This window comes from Halobacterium noricense, from assembly GCF_021233435.1.
GTDB classification, from domain to species: domain Archaea; phylum Halobacteriota; class Halobacteria; order Halobacteriales; family Halobacteriaceae; genus Halobacterium; species Halobacterium noricense.
In genome coordinates this window covers 1-15,190 of sequence record NZ_CP089469.1, presented here as the reverse complement: position 1 = coordinate 15,190, position 15,190 = coordinate 1, and the positions used below count along the sequence as shown (strand labels likewise).

The following is a 15,190-nucleotide window of genomic DNA, read 5'->3' as shown; positions in this document are numbered from 1 at the left end:
CTACCTATCCCTCTGCTGGGAACTGTGGAACCGGTGACCGCATAGCGATACCCACCGAAATTACGCAATGTCGCTATTTGCTGTCCACCAACCGAACTCAATTGAAAGAAGCTCCGGAGCAATCGGGAGCGTTTCAGTCTGCAGGTTGTGCGTCAGTCGCTGGTGTCCCGCCTGGAAGCTCGGGGATGGACAGGTCCACGCGGCGGAGCAGCTGAGCATTGATGGCGACGATTACTGTACTCAACGACATCAGGAGCGCACCCACAGCGGGGGACAGCAGAATCCCAATCGGTGCCAACACACCTGCTGCAAGCGGAATCGCGAAGACGTTGTACCCCGCCGCCCAGACGATGTTCTCCTGCATCTTCCGGTAACTCGCCTTGCTCAGTTTTACCAGCCGAACGACGTCCATCGGGTTGTTCTGCACGAGGATGACGTCCGCCGACTGGACCGCGACGTCGGTACCGCTCCCGATTGCGATGCCGACGTCGGCCCGCGTCAGCGCCGGCGCATCGTTCACACCGTCGCCGACCATCCCCACGAGCTTGCCCTGGTCCTGGAGCTCCTGGACTTTCTTGTCCTTGTCTTCGGGGAGGACTTCCGCGAACACCGTGTCGATGCCCAGTTCGTCGGCGACAGCGTTGGCGACGTCCTGCGAATCGCCGGTCAGCATCGCCACCTCGATATCGAGATCGTGGAGGGCGTCGACGACGCGGAAACTCTCCTCGCGGATCACATCGGCCATCGCGAACGCGGCGATCAACTCCCCATCACGGACGAGATACACCACCGTCTGTGCGTTCTTTCCCGCATCGTCAGCGAACCGCTGGAGGTGGCCCGGAACCTCGCTATCGAGCTGTGAGAGCAGATTCGGACCGCCGACGTACACCTCGTTGCCGTCGACGTTCGCCCGGACCCCTCGTCCTTTGATTGCCTCGAAGCTGGAAGCATCAGGGGCACTGAGATCACGCTCGTCAGCTGCCTCGCGGATGGCTCGCGCGATCATGTGTTCGGAGTCGCTCTCGACAGCTGCCGCCAGTGCGAGCGCGTCGTCCTCGTCGACGCCCTCGACGGTCGCCATATCCACGACGCCGTGCTCGCCTTTGGTGAGAGTCCCCGTCTTGTCGAAGATAATGGCATCCAGATTCCGTGCGTCCTCCATCGCGATGCGGTCGCGCACGAGCATCCCGTTGCGCGCCGCCAGGGAGGTGTTGATCGCGACGACGAGGGGGATGGCAAGTCCAAGAGCGTGTGGGCAGGCGATGACGAGCACTGTGACGACGCGCTCGATGACCGTTGCGTCGAATGAGACCGCGACCGTCCACGCGATTGCGGTCACGACTGCCGCCCCAAGGGCCACGTAGAACAGCCAGCCGGCCGCGCGGTCGGCCAGCACCTGGGTCTTCGACTTGCTCTGCTGGGCTTCCTCGACAAGCCGCATAATGCCCGCGAGCGTCGTCTCCTCGCCCGTCGCACCGACACGGACACGGAGGCTGCCGTCGCCGTTGATCGTCCCACCGATGACCTCGTCGTCAGGCTCCTTCGAGACGGGCTTGGACTCGCCGGTGATCATCGACTCGTTGACGTCGGAATCCCCCTCCTCAACGACGCCGTCAGCAGGGACACTCGCGCCCGGCCGGACGAGCACGAGGTCTCCCTCGGAGAGCTCACTAACAGGGACCTCTTCGGTCTCGCCGTCCTCGGTGAGCCGTTCCGCCGTGTCCGGCATCAGCTTCGCCAGCTCGTCGACAGCGCTCGAGGCGCGCCGGACCGACCGCATCTCGATCCAGTGGCCCAGCAGCATGATGTCAATCAGTGTGACGAGTTCCCAGAAAAACGCAGACTGCGTCGGGAAGACCACGCTCGCGAGGCTGTAGACGAACGCGACCGAGATGGCCATCGAGATGAGCGTCATCATCCCCGGCGACCGATCTTTCAGCTCCGGTACCGCCATCTGGAGGAACGGGATTCCACCGTAGGCGAAGACGATGACCGCGAAGACAGGGTTGATCCACTCGCTCCCCGGGAATGCTGGGACGGAGAAGCCGAGCCACTCCTGCAGCATTTCGCTGTACAGGAGGACGGGAATCGACAGGAGCGTCGAGACGAAAAAGCGCCGGCGGAACATCTGCTCGTGGCCTTCGTGCATCCCGCCATGGCCCTCGCCGTGTCCCTCGTGGGAACCGTGGCCGTGCCCTTCGCCCTCGTGTCTGGCGTGCTCGTGCTGCTCGTGGGACGCCATCTCACCTGCCGCAGCAGGGTGAGCCTCCTCCTCCAGTAGCTCCTGTTCTACACCTTCCTCGTCAGATTCAGCGACCGCTTCATCGTGGTCGCCGTGTTCGTGCTGGTGACTGGTGGTGTCCTGCTGGTCCTCTCCTTCCGGGGAATTCTCAGCTGTATCTTTGTGGTCGTCCATGGGTCATGTTCTCTATTGAGGTGGATTCGCCGGCTTCCTGAATCTTCGCCCCCTGAAACCGTACAGCAGGACCATCGTAGGCAAACTCCAAAGACAACGGATGGCCGTCGTCTCGAAGCGGTCCATGCTATCCGCCGATCGCAATACTCAGGCGTGAGCGGTGTACCCTGCGTCTTCGACGGCCTCCACGAGAGCTGTGACATTTGCCTCACCATCGACGCTCGCCTGTTCGCTCTCCCTGTCGACGGTCACGTCAGTCACGCCGGATACCTCTTCGAGGGCCTCTTCGACCGTCTGCTCACAGTGACCGCACGTCATGCCTTCCACGATGATCGTCGTCGTCATACAGGGATACACACGGCCTCCTCTCTTTAGCGGATTTCCCCTTCGATCATACTGATATCGTGGGGCTCAAACTTTAGATTCAAAGTGATACCTGCGGCCGTAACGAACTAGACATCGGATGCGCCAGGTGTCAATAGCGAGGTGGCTCAAGTATCGTTGTGACGCTCTCTGTACGTCTTCGCCGCTAAAAAGACATAGAGTGCGCCGATAGCCCGAATGCCCAAGCGGAATCGCTCGTTCCATTCTATCGACTCTGGACGCTCGTACAGGAACGCGGTGGCAAATCTCTGATACAGGTCGGGAAATAAGAGGACTATCGCACCGAACACGCCGGTAAGATTCATCAGCAACGCGTATGCTCGCCCGTTAAAGAGTGAAAGCGCAGCTATCAGAACACCCTCCGACCGGACTGCTGGACGTATCCACCCTCTCACTGTTCCCTCGTCTGGATTCGAAATCGCGAGTTTCTCGAAGAGCTCGACGATTTCGTCCGGGAACAGCGCTGAGATAGCGCCGAGGACACCGACGAGTGTTCGAATCATACGATATGGTACGACCGATATGGATATAACTCCCACTGCGACGCTACACTATCGAGAACGAGGGGAGTCCGAACAGTAGCGGCTTCGAACCGGGCACGACGCGCAGAGGCCGCTTGTCGAATGGGCGTCCTGAATCCTTATGGATTCGGGGCATACAGGGCGTAGAGGATAGACAGCATCCCGGCTGCGGTGACGAGTGCTGCGACGAATCCTGCTTCGAAGATCGACACCTGGAGGAGTTCGAAGAGGACGCCTTCAAGGAGGCCGCCAAGCCCGACCAATGCGAAGCCGGCGGCGACGTACAGGAGTAACTGCGTGTGATGTCGTTGGTATCCGCGATAGGCCTGATATGCGATGACCAGTGCTAACGCGGTCGTGAACAGTTTGCCGATGACGAATAGCGTGTGGTCCATGATTCAGTCTCCCCGCATTTCCTCGAAGATGGTCGTAATCCGGTCGGCGGGGTCAGGCCGGATGTCGATGTTGACGTCGAAGCCCTCCGCCTGCAGGAGGATTTCGATGCGTTCGAGGCGCGCCTCATACTCGCTGTAGTGTCGTCCCCCGGGGTCGACGTGCGTATACTCCTCGAGGAGGCCCTGCTCGACGAGGCGGGTGACACGGCGCGAGACGGTCGGGCGTGACATGTCACATTCCTCGCTGAGTTCCTTCGCAGACAGTCGGTCGGTCTTCGTCGCCACGAGGATGTCGCGAGCGTACTCGTCGTCGAGTGTAGCGAAGATTTCCGACGGGTCGGACTCCTCGGTCACACGTCTCTACCCGCGACAGGAGCGTAATATAGCCCGCCGATTTTCTGACCCAGAACGCCGGCTCGCCGTTATATCGTCTCTGCCTCCGTACTGATAGTTGAAGGTGCAATAACTATGTCCACACTCGACTCCGGCATGAATCAGCTCGAGAGCAGAGTCGGCGGTCTGACCGTCGGCGGGAAAGTCCACAGCCTCAGCGCGTGGTTCGTGCTCGCGCTCCGCCTCATGATGGGGTACGCGTTCGCCTACTCCGGGTTCACGAAGATCACCGGCGAGTTCGCCGCCGGCGGCTACCTCTCGAACGTCGCCGCGACGAACGGCAACCCGCTCGCGGGCATGTTCGCGTGGATGGGTAGTACGCCGTGGTTCGTCGAGTTCGCGAACGTCGCCGTCCCGTGGGGCGAGCTGTTCATCGGCCTCGGCCTCCTCGTGGGTGCGTTCGTCCGCCTCGCGGCGTTCTTCGGCGCGCTGATGATGCTCATGTTCTACTTCGGGAACTGGGACATGGGCCACGGATTCATCAACGGAGACTTCGCGTACATGCTCGTGTTCCTCGCGGTCGCCGCGTTCGCTGCGGGCCGCATCCTGGGCCTCGACCAGTACATCGAGAACTACGACGTCGGCGGCGAGACGCTCGTCGAGCGCTACCCCGCCCTCGAATACATCCTCGGCTAACCACGCCGAGTTCTTTGGGAGTACAACAATGCAAAATCCAATTCAAGCACGCGGGATTCGTTCTCTGGGACTCATCGTCGTCGGAGCGCTGGCTCTGGCCGTCGTCGCCGGAATGGCGCTAACACACGCGACTGTCCCAGATGCAATGATGTGGGGCTGGCACGACGGGATGTGGAACGACGGCCACATGGCCGGATGGGGTAGCTGGGGCTGGGGGATGATGCTGTTCGGTCTCCTGTGGATGACACTCCTCGTCGCCGTCCCCCTCGGTTTCATCTACTGGCTGGGAACGCGGTCGCAATCGAACGGCCCCGCTGAGGATAGCGCACTCGCCGTCCTCCAAGAGCGGTACGCCCGTGGCGAGATCGACGACGAGGAGTTCGACCGCCGTCGCGCCCGTCTCACACCAGATGATGGACGGTAACGGACGATCGTTCCCTACTCGCTGACTTCAGTTTTCACGACGGTTGCCGGACGCGTCGTCAATCGGAGAACGCGGTCAGTGACACTTCCGAGTAACGCACGATATTCGTCCGGCCGGCGTTTGGTACCGAGCACGAGGAGATCGGCGTCACAGTCGTCTGCGTGGTCCACGATGGTCTCAGCGGGGCGGCCATGTTGCATTGCCGTCTCGACGTCGACATCGGTTTCTGCGGCTCGACGTCGGAGTTCGGAAAGCGTCTCCTCGCCATGTTCCTCGAGACCGTGTTCGGGACCTTCGGCCTCGTCGACGTACTCGTCCCCGCTGTACGCAGTCACGACATCCTCGTCGACGACGTAGAGCACGTGGAGGACTGCGTTGTGAGCGGCTGCGAGCTCGAGTGCGTGCGTTTCAGCATCTTCAGACGCAACAGTTCCATCGGTCGACAGGAGAATTCGGTCGTACATTCAGTCGGAATTCAAAGGCAGGTATCATAAATTCGGCTTCCAATTCTCTGCGCTCAAGAGTCACGGTAGCGTGTTCAGTAAGGCCGCGTCAGCAGATGTGTCCAAGCACGACTGACGTACTCAATCGATACTGTGAACCATCGATGAGCTGTCCGTTAGTGGTCGTGTCCCTCCATCACCATCGGATGCCCGGTGGCGTATTCGTCCGGGTTCTCTCCGAAGGTCTCCTTACAGGTTTGCGAGCAGAAGTAGTACGTCTCGCCGTCGTACGTCGCCGATGGCTCGCTGTCGTCAGTCCGCATCCCACAGACGGGGTCGCGGTACTGGCCGGGCGCACCGAGACCACGACGATAGACGTACAGCAGGAATCCGGAAAGCGCGAACGCGATGAGGTTGAGGTAGAACGTGTAGTTTAGTTCGAAGTATGTCTGTTCGGTCGCCGTCTCACCACCGGCTAAATCGGGGACGATGCCGAAGGCGTCGAACAGCAACTCCATGAGGAAGCCCGTGAACGCCATCGTGACGAAGAAGACGCCGAGGATGTACAGCATGACCTTCCAGCCGTAGTACTTCCGGTAGACGTTCAGGACGGGGATTGTGATGAGGTCGGCGTAGACGAACGCGATGACGCCGGCGAAGCTGATGCCGCCGCCCCAAAGCGCGACGGCAAAGGGAACGTTGCCCATGCTCCCAACGAAGCTGATGACGGCGATGGCGACGCCCATAATCGCGTTCTCGGCGGTGACGAGGAGGCCGTCACCCTGGATGAACAGCGTGTTCCAGACCCACTGGGGGACGAAGACGATGACGAACCCGGAGATGAGGAAGCCAGCGATAACGTCTTTCCAGATCATCGACCACTCCTTGCGGTACTGGTTCCCGACCTTGTACCAGCCACCCCACGACAACAACTCGTCACGCCACCCGCCGCGGCTGGACGCCTCCTGCAGGTACGTCTCCATACAGCCCTCCGAACAGAACTCCAGCGTCTCGCCGCCGTCAGTGGTGAGGGTGTACTCGTCTTTGCCTTCCATCCCGCAGGTCGGGTCCTCGGTGACGCCGGACTCGCGGTCGCGCTCGTTGAGCGTCTCTCGGACCTCGTCGAAGAGGTTCTCTGGCAGTGTGAGGTGGACGAGAACGGCCATCACGGCGATGAGGATGAGGCCGCCCAGCAGTTCCGCCAAGAGGAACTCCCAGCCGAGCAGAATCAGAATCATCAGCCCGAGTTCGACGATCAGATTCGTCGACGCGAACATAAACGCGAGAAAGTTCACCGCGTGCGCCCCCTTCTTGAACAGCCCCTTCCCGATGGCGACGGCGCCGAAACTGCACCCGCTACTTGCCGCCCCGAACGCGGTCGCCTTGGTGAGCCCGCTCAGATCACCGTCGCCCAGCACCTGTGCCATTCGCTCCTTGGAGACGTAGACTTGGACCAGACTTGTGATCGTGAGTCCCATAATGATCGCCCACGCCGCCGTCCAGAGGAATCCGACACCGATTCGGAGGGCTTCGAAGATACCCTCGACCATCGTCACCTGCATAGATGTTTCATCGTGCGGATCATCTTTTGCAGTTTTCCTTCAGATAGTTCGGGTTAGAGCCGTGGGAAGTATGAATTCAAAAGAATAGCGGTGGGAGAAGCACGCAGGTCGAAGGCATAACCGCATTGAATAGTTAGTACGTAGTAATACTTGAGAACCAAACTCACGGAGGGATCACAATATGCCGACAAATTCAGACGACACACGACTTGTCACGCTCCTTCTCGTTATCATCGGCGCCGTATTCATCGTCCCGTTGTTCTTCATGGGCTTCGGAATGATGGGGTTCGGTCCGATGATGGGTGGTACGTGGGGCGGTCATATGTGGGGCGACGGGACGATGCCTGGCTGGATGTTCATCGTCGGCATCGTGATGCAGTTACTGTTCCTCGCCGCCCTCGTCGGCGGTGGCTACCTCATCTACCGCGCGATTACGGGAAGTGAGAGTAGCTCAGACCAAGCCCTCGAGGAGCTCCGGCTCGCCTACGCCCGCGGAGAGCTGACCGACGAGGAATACGAACAGCGACGCGAAGCACTCGAACGAGATACCTGATTTCCACCCGGTAAACTTGAACGATGACCGGATTCTCCGACCGCCGTCAAGAGTCAACGCATCTGCAGCTTCCACCGTGGCTCGTCCGATACACGACGCTGGGACTGTACGGACTACTTGTCGGGACAGTCCTCTGTCTGGTAGCGTTCCTCACGAACCCCGTTCCCGACCCCTCGTTCCCGTGGGCGACGCTGCCCGAGGCAGTACGGCTGCCGGTTGCACAGCCCCGCATCGAACACTGGCCAGTGACCTACACTATCGGCATCTGCCTGTGGGTTTTCTGCTTTCCCGCACTCTTCCTCGCCGGATACCGGCGATACGGTGACAGAAGCCGTGGGGCAGCGGTATGGCTCGTCGGGTTGCCGACCCTGGCAATGCTGGGCTGGACCACGTACTGCCGGTTCTTCTGGCCGAAACTCCATCCACCGACCTGGAACGCCCCAGCCTACACGTTCGTTTGCTGGCTGTACTGTTCGACCTACAACGTGCTCTGGAGCAACACCGCATACGTCATTGCGTTATTCGGCATCGTCACGACCTTCCTCGTCGTGCGACACCAGGATAGAGACCGATATGCCCTTCTCGGGTTTGGATTCCTCGCACTTCCTCTTGGATTGCCGGCCTTGTACGAAGGATATCGACGGACGACGCAAACCGAAACCTGAGGATTTGTAACAGGTGACTGTTTTCAACGCTGTTCGAAAAGGTGGTGGGAAGGCTGCTAATTCGAGGAGGAGGTGGTGATCGAGACTCCTTCACTGATCACAGCCCAAAGAAGCGTTTTCTATGAGGGGCACCTCAGCACAAGTATGTCGACGACTGTCTCAACCCCCGAAACAGACGAGACATGTGCGTACTGTGACTCCCGGATCTTCGACCATGATCCAATCTGCGTCCGCGATTGCGAGAACGGCTGTGGCTCACCAACGTATTTCTGTAACTACGCCTGCCTCTCCGCATATATCGACGAGAACAACCTAACTACCGGGAATGCGTGCGAGTGGACTCCCGACGACACCAGTTGTTGCTGATCGGTAATCTTGATCCATGCACAGCCTTCAGCGACCGATTATTTCATGTTGTGGCCTTATTGATGGAGCCCAACAATCCCGATTTTGTCGCTTAGGACTCTCTGTGCGCACGAACGAACGCCCGGCGGAGGACAGTTAGGAGCACGTAGGTTTCGTACTTCTGGGTCTGACAGTGCTCACACGGTTGCATATCTGCGACGATCTCCGCTATCGCGTCCTCGTGGTCTTCTGTGAGCGTCCCGAGTGCATCCCAAATCTGGGGCTGAACGGCCTCAATCATCTCCTCGACAGCGTCATCCGCTGACTCAGGAAGCGAGTACGAGAGGACGATCGTATTTGCGTGGTAGTACTTCGTCGTCCCGCCGCGCCCCTCCTCAAAGCGGACCACATCGACGAGACCGGCATCTCGTAACTCGTTGATGTGATGGCGGACCGTGTTCTCCGTGCGGTCAACGCCGCGGTCATCAAGACGTTTGTGGACCTCGGTTGCCGTTAGCGCCTCCTCCGAGAGAATATCGAGGATCATCGCCCGCATCGGTTCGTCAATGGCGTCCGAAACCCGCGTGTCTCGCAACGCGATGTCCGCAAGCCGGTGGTCGGTGCCGGAACTACTCATACGAGAACTGAGTATGAGCAGGCGGGAAAAGCTAGCGGCACGCTGCTTGGAACTGGGTTCGCTGGGTTCGTGATACTGAAAGCCCTAGACGACCCGTTTGACCGTTCAAATCATCTATTCCCCCATTCAAACATATCATCTAAAAAATAGTTATTGGGGTGCGGGCACTACCTCAAACTGTAATGAGCGACACAACCCAGTTCCGCGTCATGGACTTCGACTGCCCGACCTGTGCGAGCACCGTCGAACGCGCCCTCTCGAACGTCGACGGCGTCCAGCACGTCGAAGTCCACTACGCGACCGGCCGCGTCGAGATTGAGTACGACGACAACGTCGCTGACCCCGACGCCTTCGCACAGACCATCGAAAACCAGGGGTACACGCCCCAGCCCGCCTAACACCATGAACAAACAATCGATCACGCAGTACTACCGGAAACACCGGAAGGCCATCGTCACGGCGACGAGTGGCCTGCTCTACGGCGGTGGCTGGAGTCTGGGCTACCTCACGAGTTTCAATACGGCGAGCGCCGCCATCCTCATCCTCGCGACGATCGTGGGTGGCTACGACATCGCCAAGACCGCCTACCACGAGGTCACCAACCGGACGCTCGGCATCAAGACGCTGGTGACGCTAGCCGCCATCGGGGCCATCATCATCGGGGAGTACTGGGAGGCCGCCGCCGTCGTCTTCCTGTTCAGCCTCGGCAGCTACCTCGAGGGACGGACGATGCGGAAGACCCGGACTGCCCTCCAGGAGCTGCTGGAGATGACGCCCGACACGGCGACCGTCCGTCGCGACGGGGAACTCCAAGAAGTCCCCGCCCGCGAGGTCGAAGAGGACGAAGTCGTCGTCGTAAAGCCGGGCGGAAAGATTCCGGTCGACGGTGACGTCGTCGACGGCGAGAGCGCCGTCAACCAAGCACCAGTCACCGGCGAGAGCGCGCCCGTCCACAAGGCCGACGGCGACGAGGTCTACGCCGGGACGGTCAATCAAGAAGGCGCACTGGAGATCCGAACGACGGGTGCGGGCTCGGATACGACGCTCGAACGGATCATCCGCCGTGTCGAGGAGGCCCAAGAGGCCCAGTCGCCCACGGAGAGTCTCATCGACCGGTTCGCGAAGTATTACACGCCGGCCGTCATCGTGCTCGCTATCGGTGCGTACGCCGTCACGCAGAACGCGATCCTGTCACTGACCCTGTTGGTCATCGGCTGTCCCGGCGCGCTGGTCATCGGGCCACCGGTCAGCATCGTCTCGGCCATCGGCAACGCCGCTCGGTCTGGCGTGCTGATGAAGGGTGGCGAACACCTCGAACGCGCCGGCAAGATCGACCTTGTCGCCTTCGACAAGACCGGCACCCTCACGAAGGGCGAGACCACCGTCGCCGATGTTGAGGGGTTCGGCGCTGCTGATGACGAGGTCCTCTCACTCGCGGCGACCGCCGAGAAGAAGAGCGAACACCACCTCGCTGACGCCATCGTCGACGCGGCCCGCGAGGATCCGACCGCCGCGACGGACGGCGGAACGACGGTCGCCCAGGCGGACGATACGGACGCCAGCCTCCAGTCGATCCCCGATCCGGACGATTTCGACGTGGTCGCCGGGAAGGGCGTTATCACCCATACCGATGGCCACGAAGTTGTTGTCGGCAACCGCGCACTGCTGGACGACCGCGACATCGACGTCCCCAGTCGGGTCGCCGACTACGTCCGCGAGCGTGAGGGGCGCGGCGAGACAGTCGTCCACGTCGTTCGGGACGGGGACGTCATCGGCGCGATTGCGATGCGGGACGAGCTCCGGGAGGCCGCTCCTGGGGTCGTCGCGGCGCTTCAGGAGGCCGGCATTGAGACGGTGATGCTCACCGGCGACAACGAGCGGACGGCCGCCGCCGTTGCCGAGGAAGTCGGCATCGACGACTACCGTGCCGAACTCCTCCCCGAGGACAAGCAGTCCGTCATCGAGGGCTACCAGGCCGACGGCCACGTCGTCGCGATGGTCGGCGACGGCATCAACGACGCGCCGTCGCTGGCGACCGCCGACGTCGGCATCGCGATGGGCGCTGCCGGGACGGACACCGCCATCGAGACGGCGGACATGGCGCTGATGGCCGACGACCTCGAACGCATCCCGTACGCGGTCAAACTCAGCAAGGCGACGCGCTGGAACGTCCTCGAGAACGTCGGGCTCGCGGTGCTGACCGTGACCGTCCTCCTCGCGGGCGTGCTCACCAGCTACGTCACCCTCGCGTCGGGAATGCTGGTCCACGAGGCCAGCGTCCTCCTCGTCATCCTCAACGGGATGCGACTGCTCCGCTACTGACCACGAGACACGATCACAACCACAACTCATGACATCGAATTCGACTGCGACTGACACGACCCAGACGAGAACCAATTGGCAGGTCGACTACGACGCCGACCCGATCGAAATCCGCGACCCCGTCGCGGAGGCCCTCGGCGTCCTCGAACCGGGCGAGCCGTTCGTCGTCACCTACCGGGACGCGGTGAAAGAAGCCGGACACTCCTGTCCGACAGCCTCGGGTGCCTATCGGATCGTCCAGCTCGGGCTCGACGCCCTGTATCCCGACGACTATCCAGTCCGGAGCGAAATCGAGGTCCAGACGGCCGGCCCGCAGGACGATGCCGCGTACGGCGTGATGAGCCGCATCATCTCGTACGTGACTGGCGCGACCGGCGATGACGGATTCAGCGGGCTCGCCGGCGGCTATGGCGGCCGCCGCGACCTCCTGCGCTTCGACGCGTTCGACCCGGACACGGCGGACCCGACGTTCCGGTTCCGGCGAACCGACACGGACGAGACCGTCGAAGTGGCCTACCACGTCAGCGATGTTCCTGGCGGTGGACCCGCGATCGGGAACCTCCAGGGGATTCTCGACGGATCGGCAAGCGACCAGCAACGGGAGGCCTTTGCTGACGCCTGGCACCGCCGGGTACAGGTCGTCCTCAGCGACGACTCGCTGTTCACCGTCGACGCGGTGTGAACGCGACGGTCTACCCCTCACACTCGAAATATGTTACTACGGTATACTATCGATCTCCTCGAGCGCCTCAGTAGCGACATTACCGAGTTCTCCGGCCTCGATATGTGAATACCGCTCTCTCACCATCTCCTCTGAATTGTCGAGATACCGGGCGGCAACCGTGTATCCGAATGCTCGAACGAGAACTTCTCCCATCCCACGCCGACCACCGTGCGGGGCGAGATAGTCGTGTTTCGGATGGTCGATATCGATCTCTGCGGCCTCAGAGAGGCGTTGGAGAATCGACCGTGCGCCGTCCGTCGTGATCGACGGCGGCCGAATATCCTCATCGAGCGCCAGGAGGAGGTCGCGAGCGTACTCCCCACGGCGTTCGGCGATTGCCTCCGTATGTTCTCCTCGGTCGGCGAGATCATCCTGGACGAGCCCTGCGAGCGTCCGCTGGTCGAACGTGGGAAACACCGGCCAGCGCTCCGTCGGTGGGTCCATCAGCTGGCGGTAGCTCCGTAGCGGCGAGATCACCGGGTCGGGGAGACTCGCGGCGTCCCATTGCTGTTTCTTCCGGTAGACGTCCATACTCCCGTCGTCGAGGGAGAGGTCCTCCCAACGGACGCCGCGCCGGCGCGGGTCGTTCGGATCGCGGAGGAGTTCTCCGACGCGGACGGCGGTGTACGCGAGGACGAACACCAGCGCCCGGTCACGAGCCGCCTTCAGCGCCGCGTAGCGTGCTCGCTGCTTGTCGAGGGGGTCAGTACCCTCCGGGAGTGTCGTGTACGTCTCGACGGCGTCGCGGGCCCGTTCGTCGACGTGGCGGGTGAGGGCGTGGCGCTGTTCGGACGTCCAGGCCTGTTGGTCTCCGGGCTTGCGGCCGTCGTCCTCCGGTAACGGTGCCATCGCACTCGCCCGCTGCGCGTAATGCGCCTCGAGATACCCTTCGTTGACACACCACCCACACCAGGCAGAGATATAGCGGTAATAGGTTTGTACCGTGTTCTGCTTGAGTCCCCGATCTCCACCGAGATGCCGGGCGTACTCCCGGAACACGCGTTCGTCGAGATCGTCGAAGGTCGGCTCGCGGTCGATGTCGTCGGGGACGATCCCGGTCCAGTCGTCGGCGCCGCGGTCGCCGGCGGCCCACTCGGCGAACCGTTCGAGCTCGCGTGCAGCGTTACGTCGATAGTTCCCACCGCCGCCGCCCCGGCCTTTCCCCTTGTCTTGGAGGTAGCGCTCGAAGCTGTCGTCGAGCGGCGTCGAAAGCGCTCGGTCAGGCATTCACCGGCCCTCCACCGTCCTGCAGCCCCGGTCTCGGGTCCTCTACCCTGGGGGAAGCGTCGTCGTGAGGCGGTTGCAGCATTCGTGCTTCACCGACGGCGCCGGGGTACTTCAAAGTGGTCGTGATTACGGGCATAATCAGGACCACTTGTTGTATTCGGCTCATCGGGAGAATTCGGAGGTCTAGAGTCTCTTAGTACCGGAAATCCGTAATACAGTAGAATGTATATCGTATATCGCTATACAAAATTCTGAGCCTCGCTCTGCGCAAGGTCATTCGTCGCCGAGTTCCGAGAGCCGAGCCTGGATTTCCTCAGCATCCGCATCAGAGAGCGCCTCAACACCGAACTGGACGAGTAGCGGGTAGAAGTGACGGTTCTTCTTGAACTCGTCCTGCCCCGCCTTGCGGAGCTTCAGCTGGGACTCGAGGTAGGTATCCTCCATCTCGTCGAGGACATCGTCGGGAATGTAGATCGTCCGCCCATTCCATTCGTCCTTGATGTTCGTCTTCGTTTTGCTCGTTTCGTTCGTTTCCTTCGTTGAAGTCGATTCGGTCGTTTCGGTCGATGAACTGGTTTCCACCGTTTCACTCACCTCACTCGTTTCGCTGGAATCAGCCTCGTCGTCCTCCTCTTCGTAGTTGCCCTCGATGCCGGATGCATCGCCCCAACCGTCGGTCATGCTTCCACCTCCTCAGGTGCGGTCTTCTCAAACGTCTCATCGAACAGGTCGGCGATCTCGTTGAACAGGTCGCGTGCATCCTCGACGCGCTGGTTCTCCTTGCCGAAGCCGAAGACGGACACACCCTCGCCAATCGACTGAGAGAGGTCGGTCCGCTTCGGGATCTCGAACACCGGGAGGGAGTACGCCGACTTGATCTCCTCGATAGTGTCACGGTGCTCGGCGTTCTGCTCGACACGGTTACAGACGATGGCGAGCCGGTTGATGTCTCCGTACGCCTGTTCGAGGGAACTCAGTTGCTTTGCGAAAATCTGGAGGCTGTTGGCGTTGAGCTTCTCGGGAATGACGGGGATAACGACGTTGCCGGTTGCGACGAGGGCGTTGTCGGTGAGGACGTTCAGGGATGGCGGCGTGTCGACAATGATGTAGTCGTAGTCCTTCTCGAGTTCGTCGAGAGTCATCTCCAACCGCTCGCGACTCTTCGGCGCCTCAAGCAGCGTCTGGATGTTCTTGTTGTTCGCGAGTTTCTCGCTGGCGGGAAGGATGTCGAATTCCTCGTGCTCGACGATGATGTCGTTCACCGACTCCATCTGGTCGAAGTCGAGGACGTCGAACAGCGTTGTGCGGTCGGTGTCGTAGTACAGATCGTTGTAGCCAAGCGAGCAGGTGAGCCCTCCGTGGTAGTCGATATCGACCAGGAGGACGTCGTGGCCTCGCGCAGAGAGTGCGCCGCCAGTATGAATGACGTCGGTAGTCTTCCCCGCGCCTCCCTTCTGGTTCGCTACCGTGATTCGTGCGGTATTGGTGTCAGTCATTATCTTCGTTTTTCTCGTTATGTTCGTTTCGTTCGTTTTGGTCGTTT

The 15,190-nt window shown here is 61.0% G+C and carries 19 protein-coding genes; 8 read left to right on the top strand and 11 right to left on the bottom strand.

Features of this window, described 5'->3' with window-relative positions:
• Positions 1-133: 133 nt before the first annotated feature.
• From LT974_RS15540 to LT974_RS15520, 5 genes are all read right to left on the bottom strand, one after another.
• Positions 134-2,416 carry a copper-translocating P-type ATPase gene (locus tag LT974_RS15540; protein ID WP_232590550.1) on the bottom strand — a complete coding sequence of 761 codons (2,283 nt, stop codon included), beginning with the start codon at positions 2,414-2,416 and terminating at the stop codon, positions 134-136.
• A 147-nt stretch (positions 2,417-2,563) separates the two neighbouring features.
• Positions 2,564-2,761, bottom strand: coding sequence for a heavy-metal-associated domain-containing protein (locus LT974_RS15535; RefSeq protein ID WP_232590549.1), 198 nt, complete (start codon positions 2,759-2,761; stop codon positions 2,564-2,566).
• 146 nt (positions 2,762-2,907) lie between these two features.
• Positions 2,908-3,303 carry a hypothetical protein gene (locus LT974_RS15530; protein ID WP_004594583.1) on the bottom strand — a complete coding sequence of 132 codons (396 nt, stop codon included), beginning with the start codon at positions 3,301-3,303 and terminating at the stop codon, positions 2,908-2,910.
• A 137-nt stretch (positions 3,304-3,440) separates the two neighbouring features.
• Positions 3,441-3,716, bottom strand: coding sequence for a DUF7521 family protein (locus tag LT974_RS15525; protein ID WP_004594584.1), 276 nt, complete (start codon positions 3,714-3,716; stop codon positions 3,441-3,443).
• 3 nt (positions 3,717-3,719) lie between these two features.
• Positions 3,720-4,070 (bottom strand): ArsR/SmtB family transcription factor, encoded by a 351-nt coding sequence (locus LT974_RS15520; RefSeq protein ID WP_232590548.1) that lies wholly within the window; start codon positions 4,068-4,070, stop codon positions 3,720-3,722.
• Positions 4,071-4,184: 114 nt separating this feature from the next.
• Here LT974_RS15520 and LT974_RS15515 point away from each other — a divergent pair, with 114 nt between their 5' ends.
• A complete protein-coding gene (locus LT974_RS15515; RefSeq protein ID WP_058365957.1) occupies positions 4,185-4,745 on the top strand; it encodes a DoxX family protein in 561 nt (186 codons plus the stop codon).
• Positions 4,746-4,773: 28 nt separating this feature from the next.
• Positions 4,774-5,169, top strand: coding sequence for an SHOCT domain-containing protein (locus tag LT974_RS15510; protein WP_049908462.1), 396 nt, complete (start codon positions 4,774-4,776; stop codon positions 5,167-5,169).
• A gap of 14 nt (positions 5,170-5,183) precedes the next feature.
• Here the strand turns inward: LT974_RS15510 and LT974_RS15505 are convergent, their stop codons facing one another.
• Both LT974_RS15505 and LT974_RS15500 read right to left on the bottom strand, forming a co-directional pair.
• Positions 5,184-5,633 (bottom strand): universal stress protein, encoded by a 450-nt coding sequence (locus tag LT974_RS15505; RefSeq protein WP_008364394.1) that lies wholly within the window; start codon positions 5,631-5,633, stop codon positions 5,184-5,186.
• A 155-nt stretch (positions 5,634-5,788) separates the two neighbouring features.
• Positions 5,789-7,174, bottom strand: a complete 1,386-nt coding sequence (locus LT974_RS15500; protein ID WP_232590547.1) for a permease — start codon at positions 7,172-7,174, stop codon at positions 5,789-5,791.
• Between the two features lie 181 nt (positions 7,175-7,355).
• Here LT974_RS15500 and LT974_RS15495 point away from each other — a divergent pair, with 181 nt between their 5' ends.
• The 3 genes from LT974_RS15495 to LT974_RS15485 all read left to right on the top strand — a co-directional run bounded on the left by LT974_RS15495 (position 7,356) and on the right by LT974_RS15485 (position 8,758).
• Positions 7,356-7,727 (top strand): SHOCT domain-containing protein, encoded by a 372-nt coding sequence (locus LT974_RS15495; protein ID WP_232590546.1) that lies wholly within the window; start codon positions 7,356-7,358, stop codon positions 7,725-7,727.
• Positions 7,728-7,750: 23 nt separating this feature from the next.
• The gene (locus LT974_RS15490) at positions 7,751-8,392 is read left to right on the top strand and encodes a hypothetical protein (protein ID WP_099254165.1); all 642 of its coding nucleotides are present in this window, start codon (positions 7,751-7,753) and stop codon (positions 8,390-8,392) included.
• Positions 8,393-8,536: 144 nt separating this feature from the next.
• Entirely contained in the window at positions 8,537-8,758 is a 222-nt protein-coding gene (locus LT974_RS15485; RefSeq protein ID WP_099254166.1) for a hypothetical protein, read from the top strand.
• 91 nt (positions 8,759-8,849) lie between these two features.
• Here LT974_RS15485 and LT974_RS15480 read toward each other — a convergent pair whose 3' ends face one another.
• Complete coding sequence (locus tag LT974_RS15480) at positions 8,850-9,374, bottom strand: ArsR/SmtB family transcription factor (protein ID WP_232590545.1); 525 nt, start codon at positions 9,372-9,374, stop codon at positions 8,850-8,852.
• Positions 9,375-9,556: 182 nt separating this feature from the next.
• Here LT974_RS15480 and LT974_RS15475 point away from each other — a divergent pair, with 182 nt between their 5' ends.
• Genes LT974_RS15475 through LT974_RS15465 form a run of 3 tightly spaced genes read left to right on the top strand, consistent with a single transcriptional unit; the run spans position 9,557 to position 12,378 of the window.
• On the top strand, positions 9,557-9,772 hold the full coding sequence (locus tag LT974_RS15475; protein WP_099254168.1) for a heavy-metal-associated domain-containing protein: 216 nt from the start codon (positions 9,557-9,559) through the stop codon (positions 9,770-9,772).
• Between the two features lie 4 nt (positions 9,773-9,776).
• On the top strand, positions 9,777-11,696 hold the full coding sequence (locus LT974_RS15470) for a heavy metal translocating P-type ATPase (protein ID WP_232590544.1): 1,920 nt from the start codon (positions 9,777-9,779) through the stop codon (positions 11,694-11,696).
• A 28-nt stretch (positions 11,697-11,724) separates the two neighbouring features.
• Complete coding sequence (locus tag LT974_RS15465) at positions 11,725-12,378, top strand: hypothetical protein (protein WP_232590543.1); 654 nt, start codon at positions 11,725-11,727, stop codon at positions 12,376-12,378.
• Between the two features lie 36 nt (positions 12,379-12,414).
• Here LT974_RS15465 and LT974_RS15460 read toward each other — a convergent pair whose 3' ends face one another.
• The 3 genes from LT974_RS15460 to LT974_RS15450 form a co-directional block, all read right to left on the bottom strand.
• Positions 12,415-13,647, bottom strand: coding sequence for a tyrosine-type recombinase/integrase (locus LT974_RS15460; RefSeq protein WP_232590541.1), 1,233 nt, complete (start codon positions 13,645-13,647; stop codon positions 12,415-12,417).
• A gap of 273 nt (positions 13,648-13,920) precedes the next feature.
• Positions 13,921-14,328, bottom strand: coding sequence for a hypothetical protein (locus tag LT974_RS15455; protein ID WP_232590539.1), 408 nt, complete (start codon positions 14,326-14,328; stop codon positions 13,921-13,923).
• Positions 14,325-15,143: a ParA family protein gene (locus LT974_RS15450; RefSeq protein ID WP_114587425.1), complete on the bottom strand. Its 819-nt coding sequence runs from the start codon at positions 15,141-15,143 to the stop codon at positions 14,325-14,327. The genes LT974_RS15455 and LT974_RS15450 overlap by 4 nt, the downstream gene beginning before the upstream one ends.
• Between the last annotated feature and the right edge of the window lie 47 nt (positions 15,144-15,190).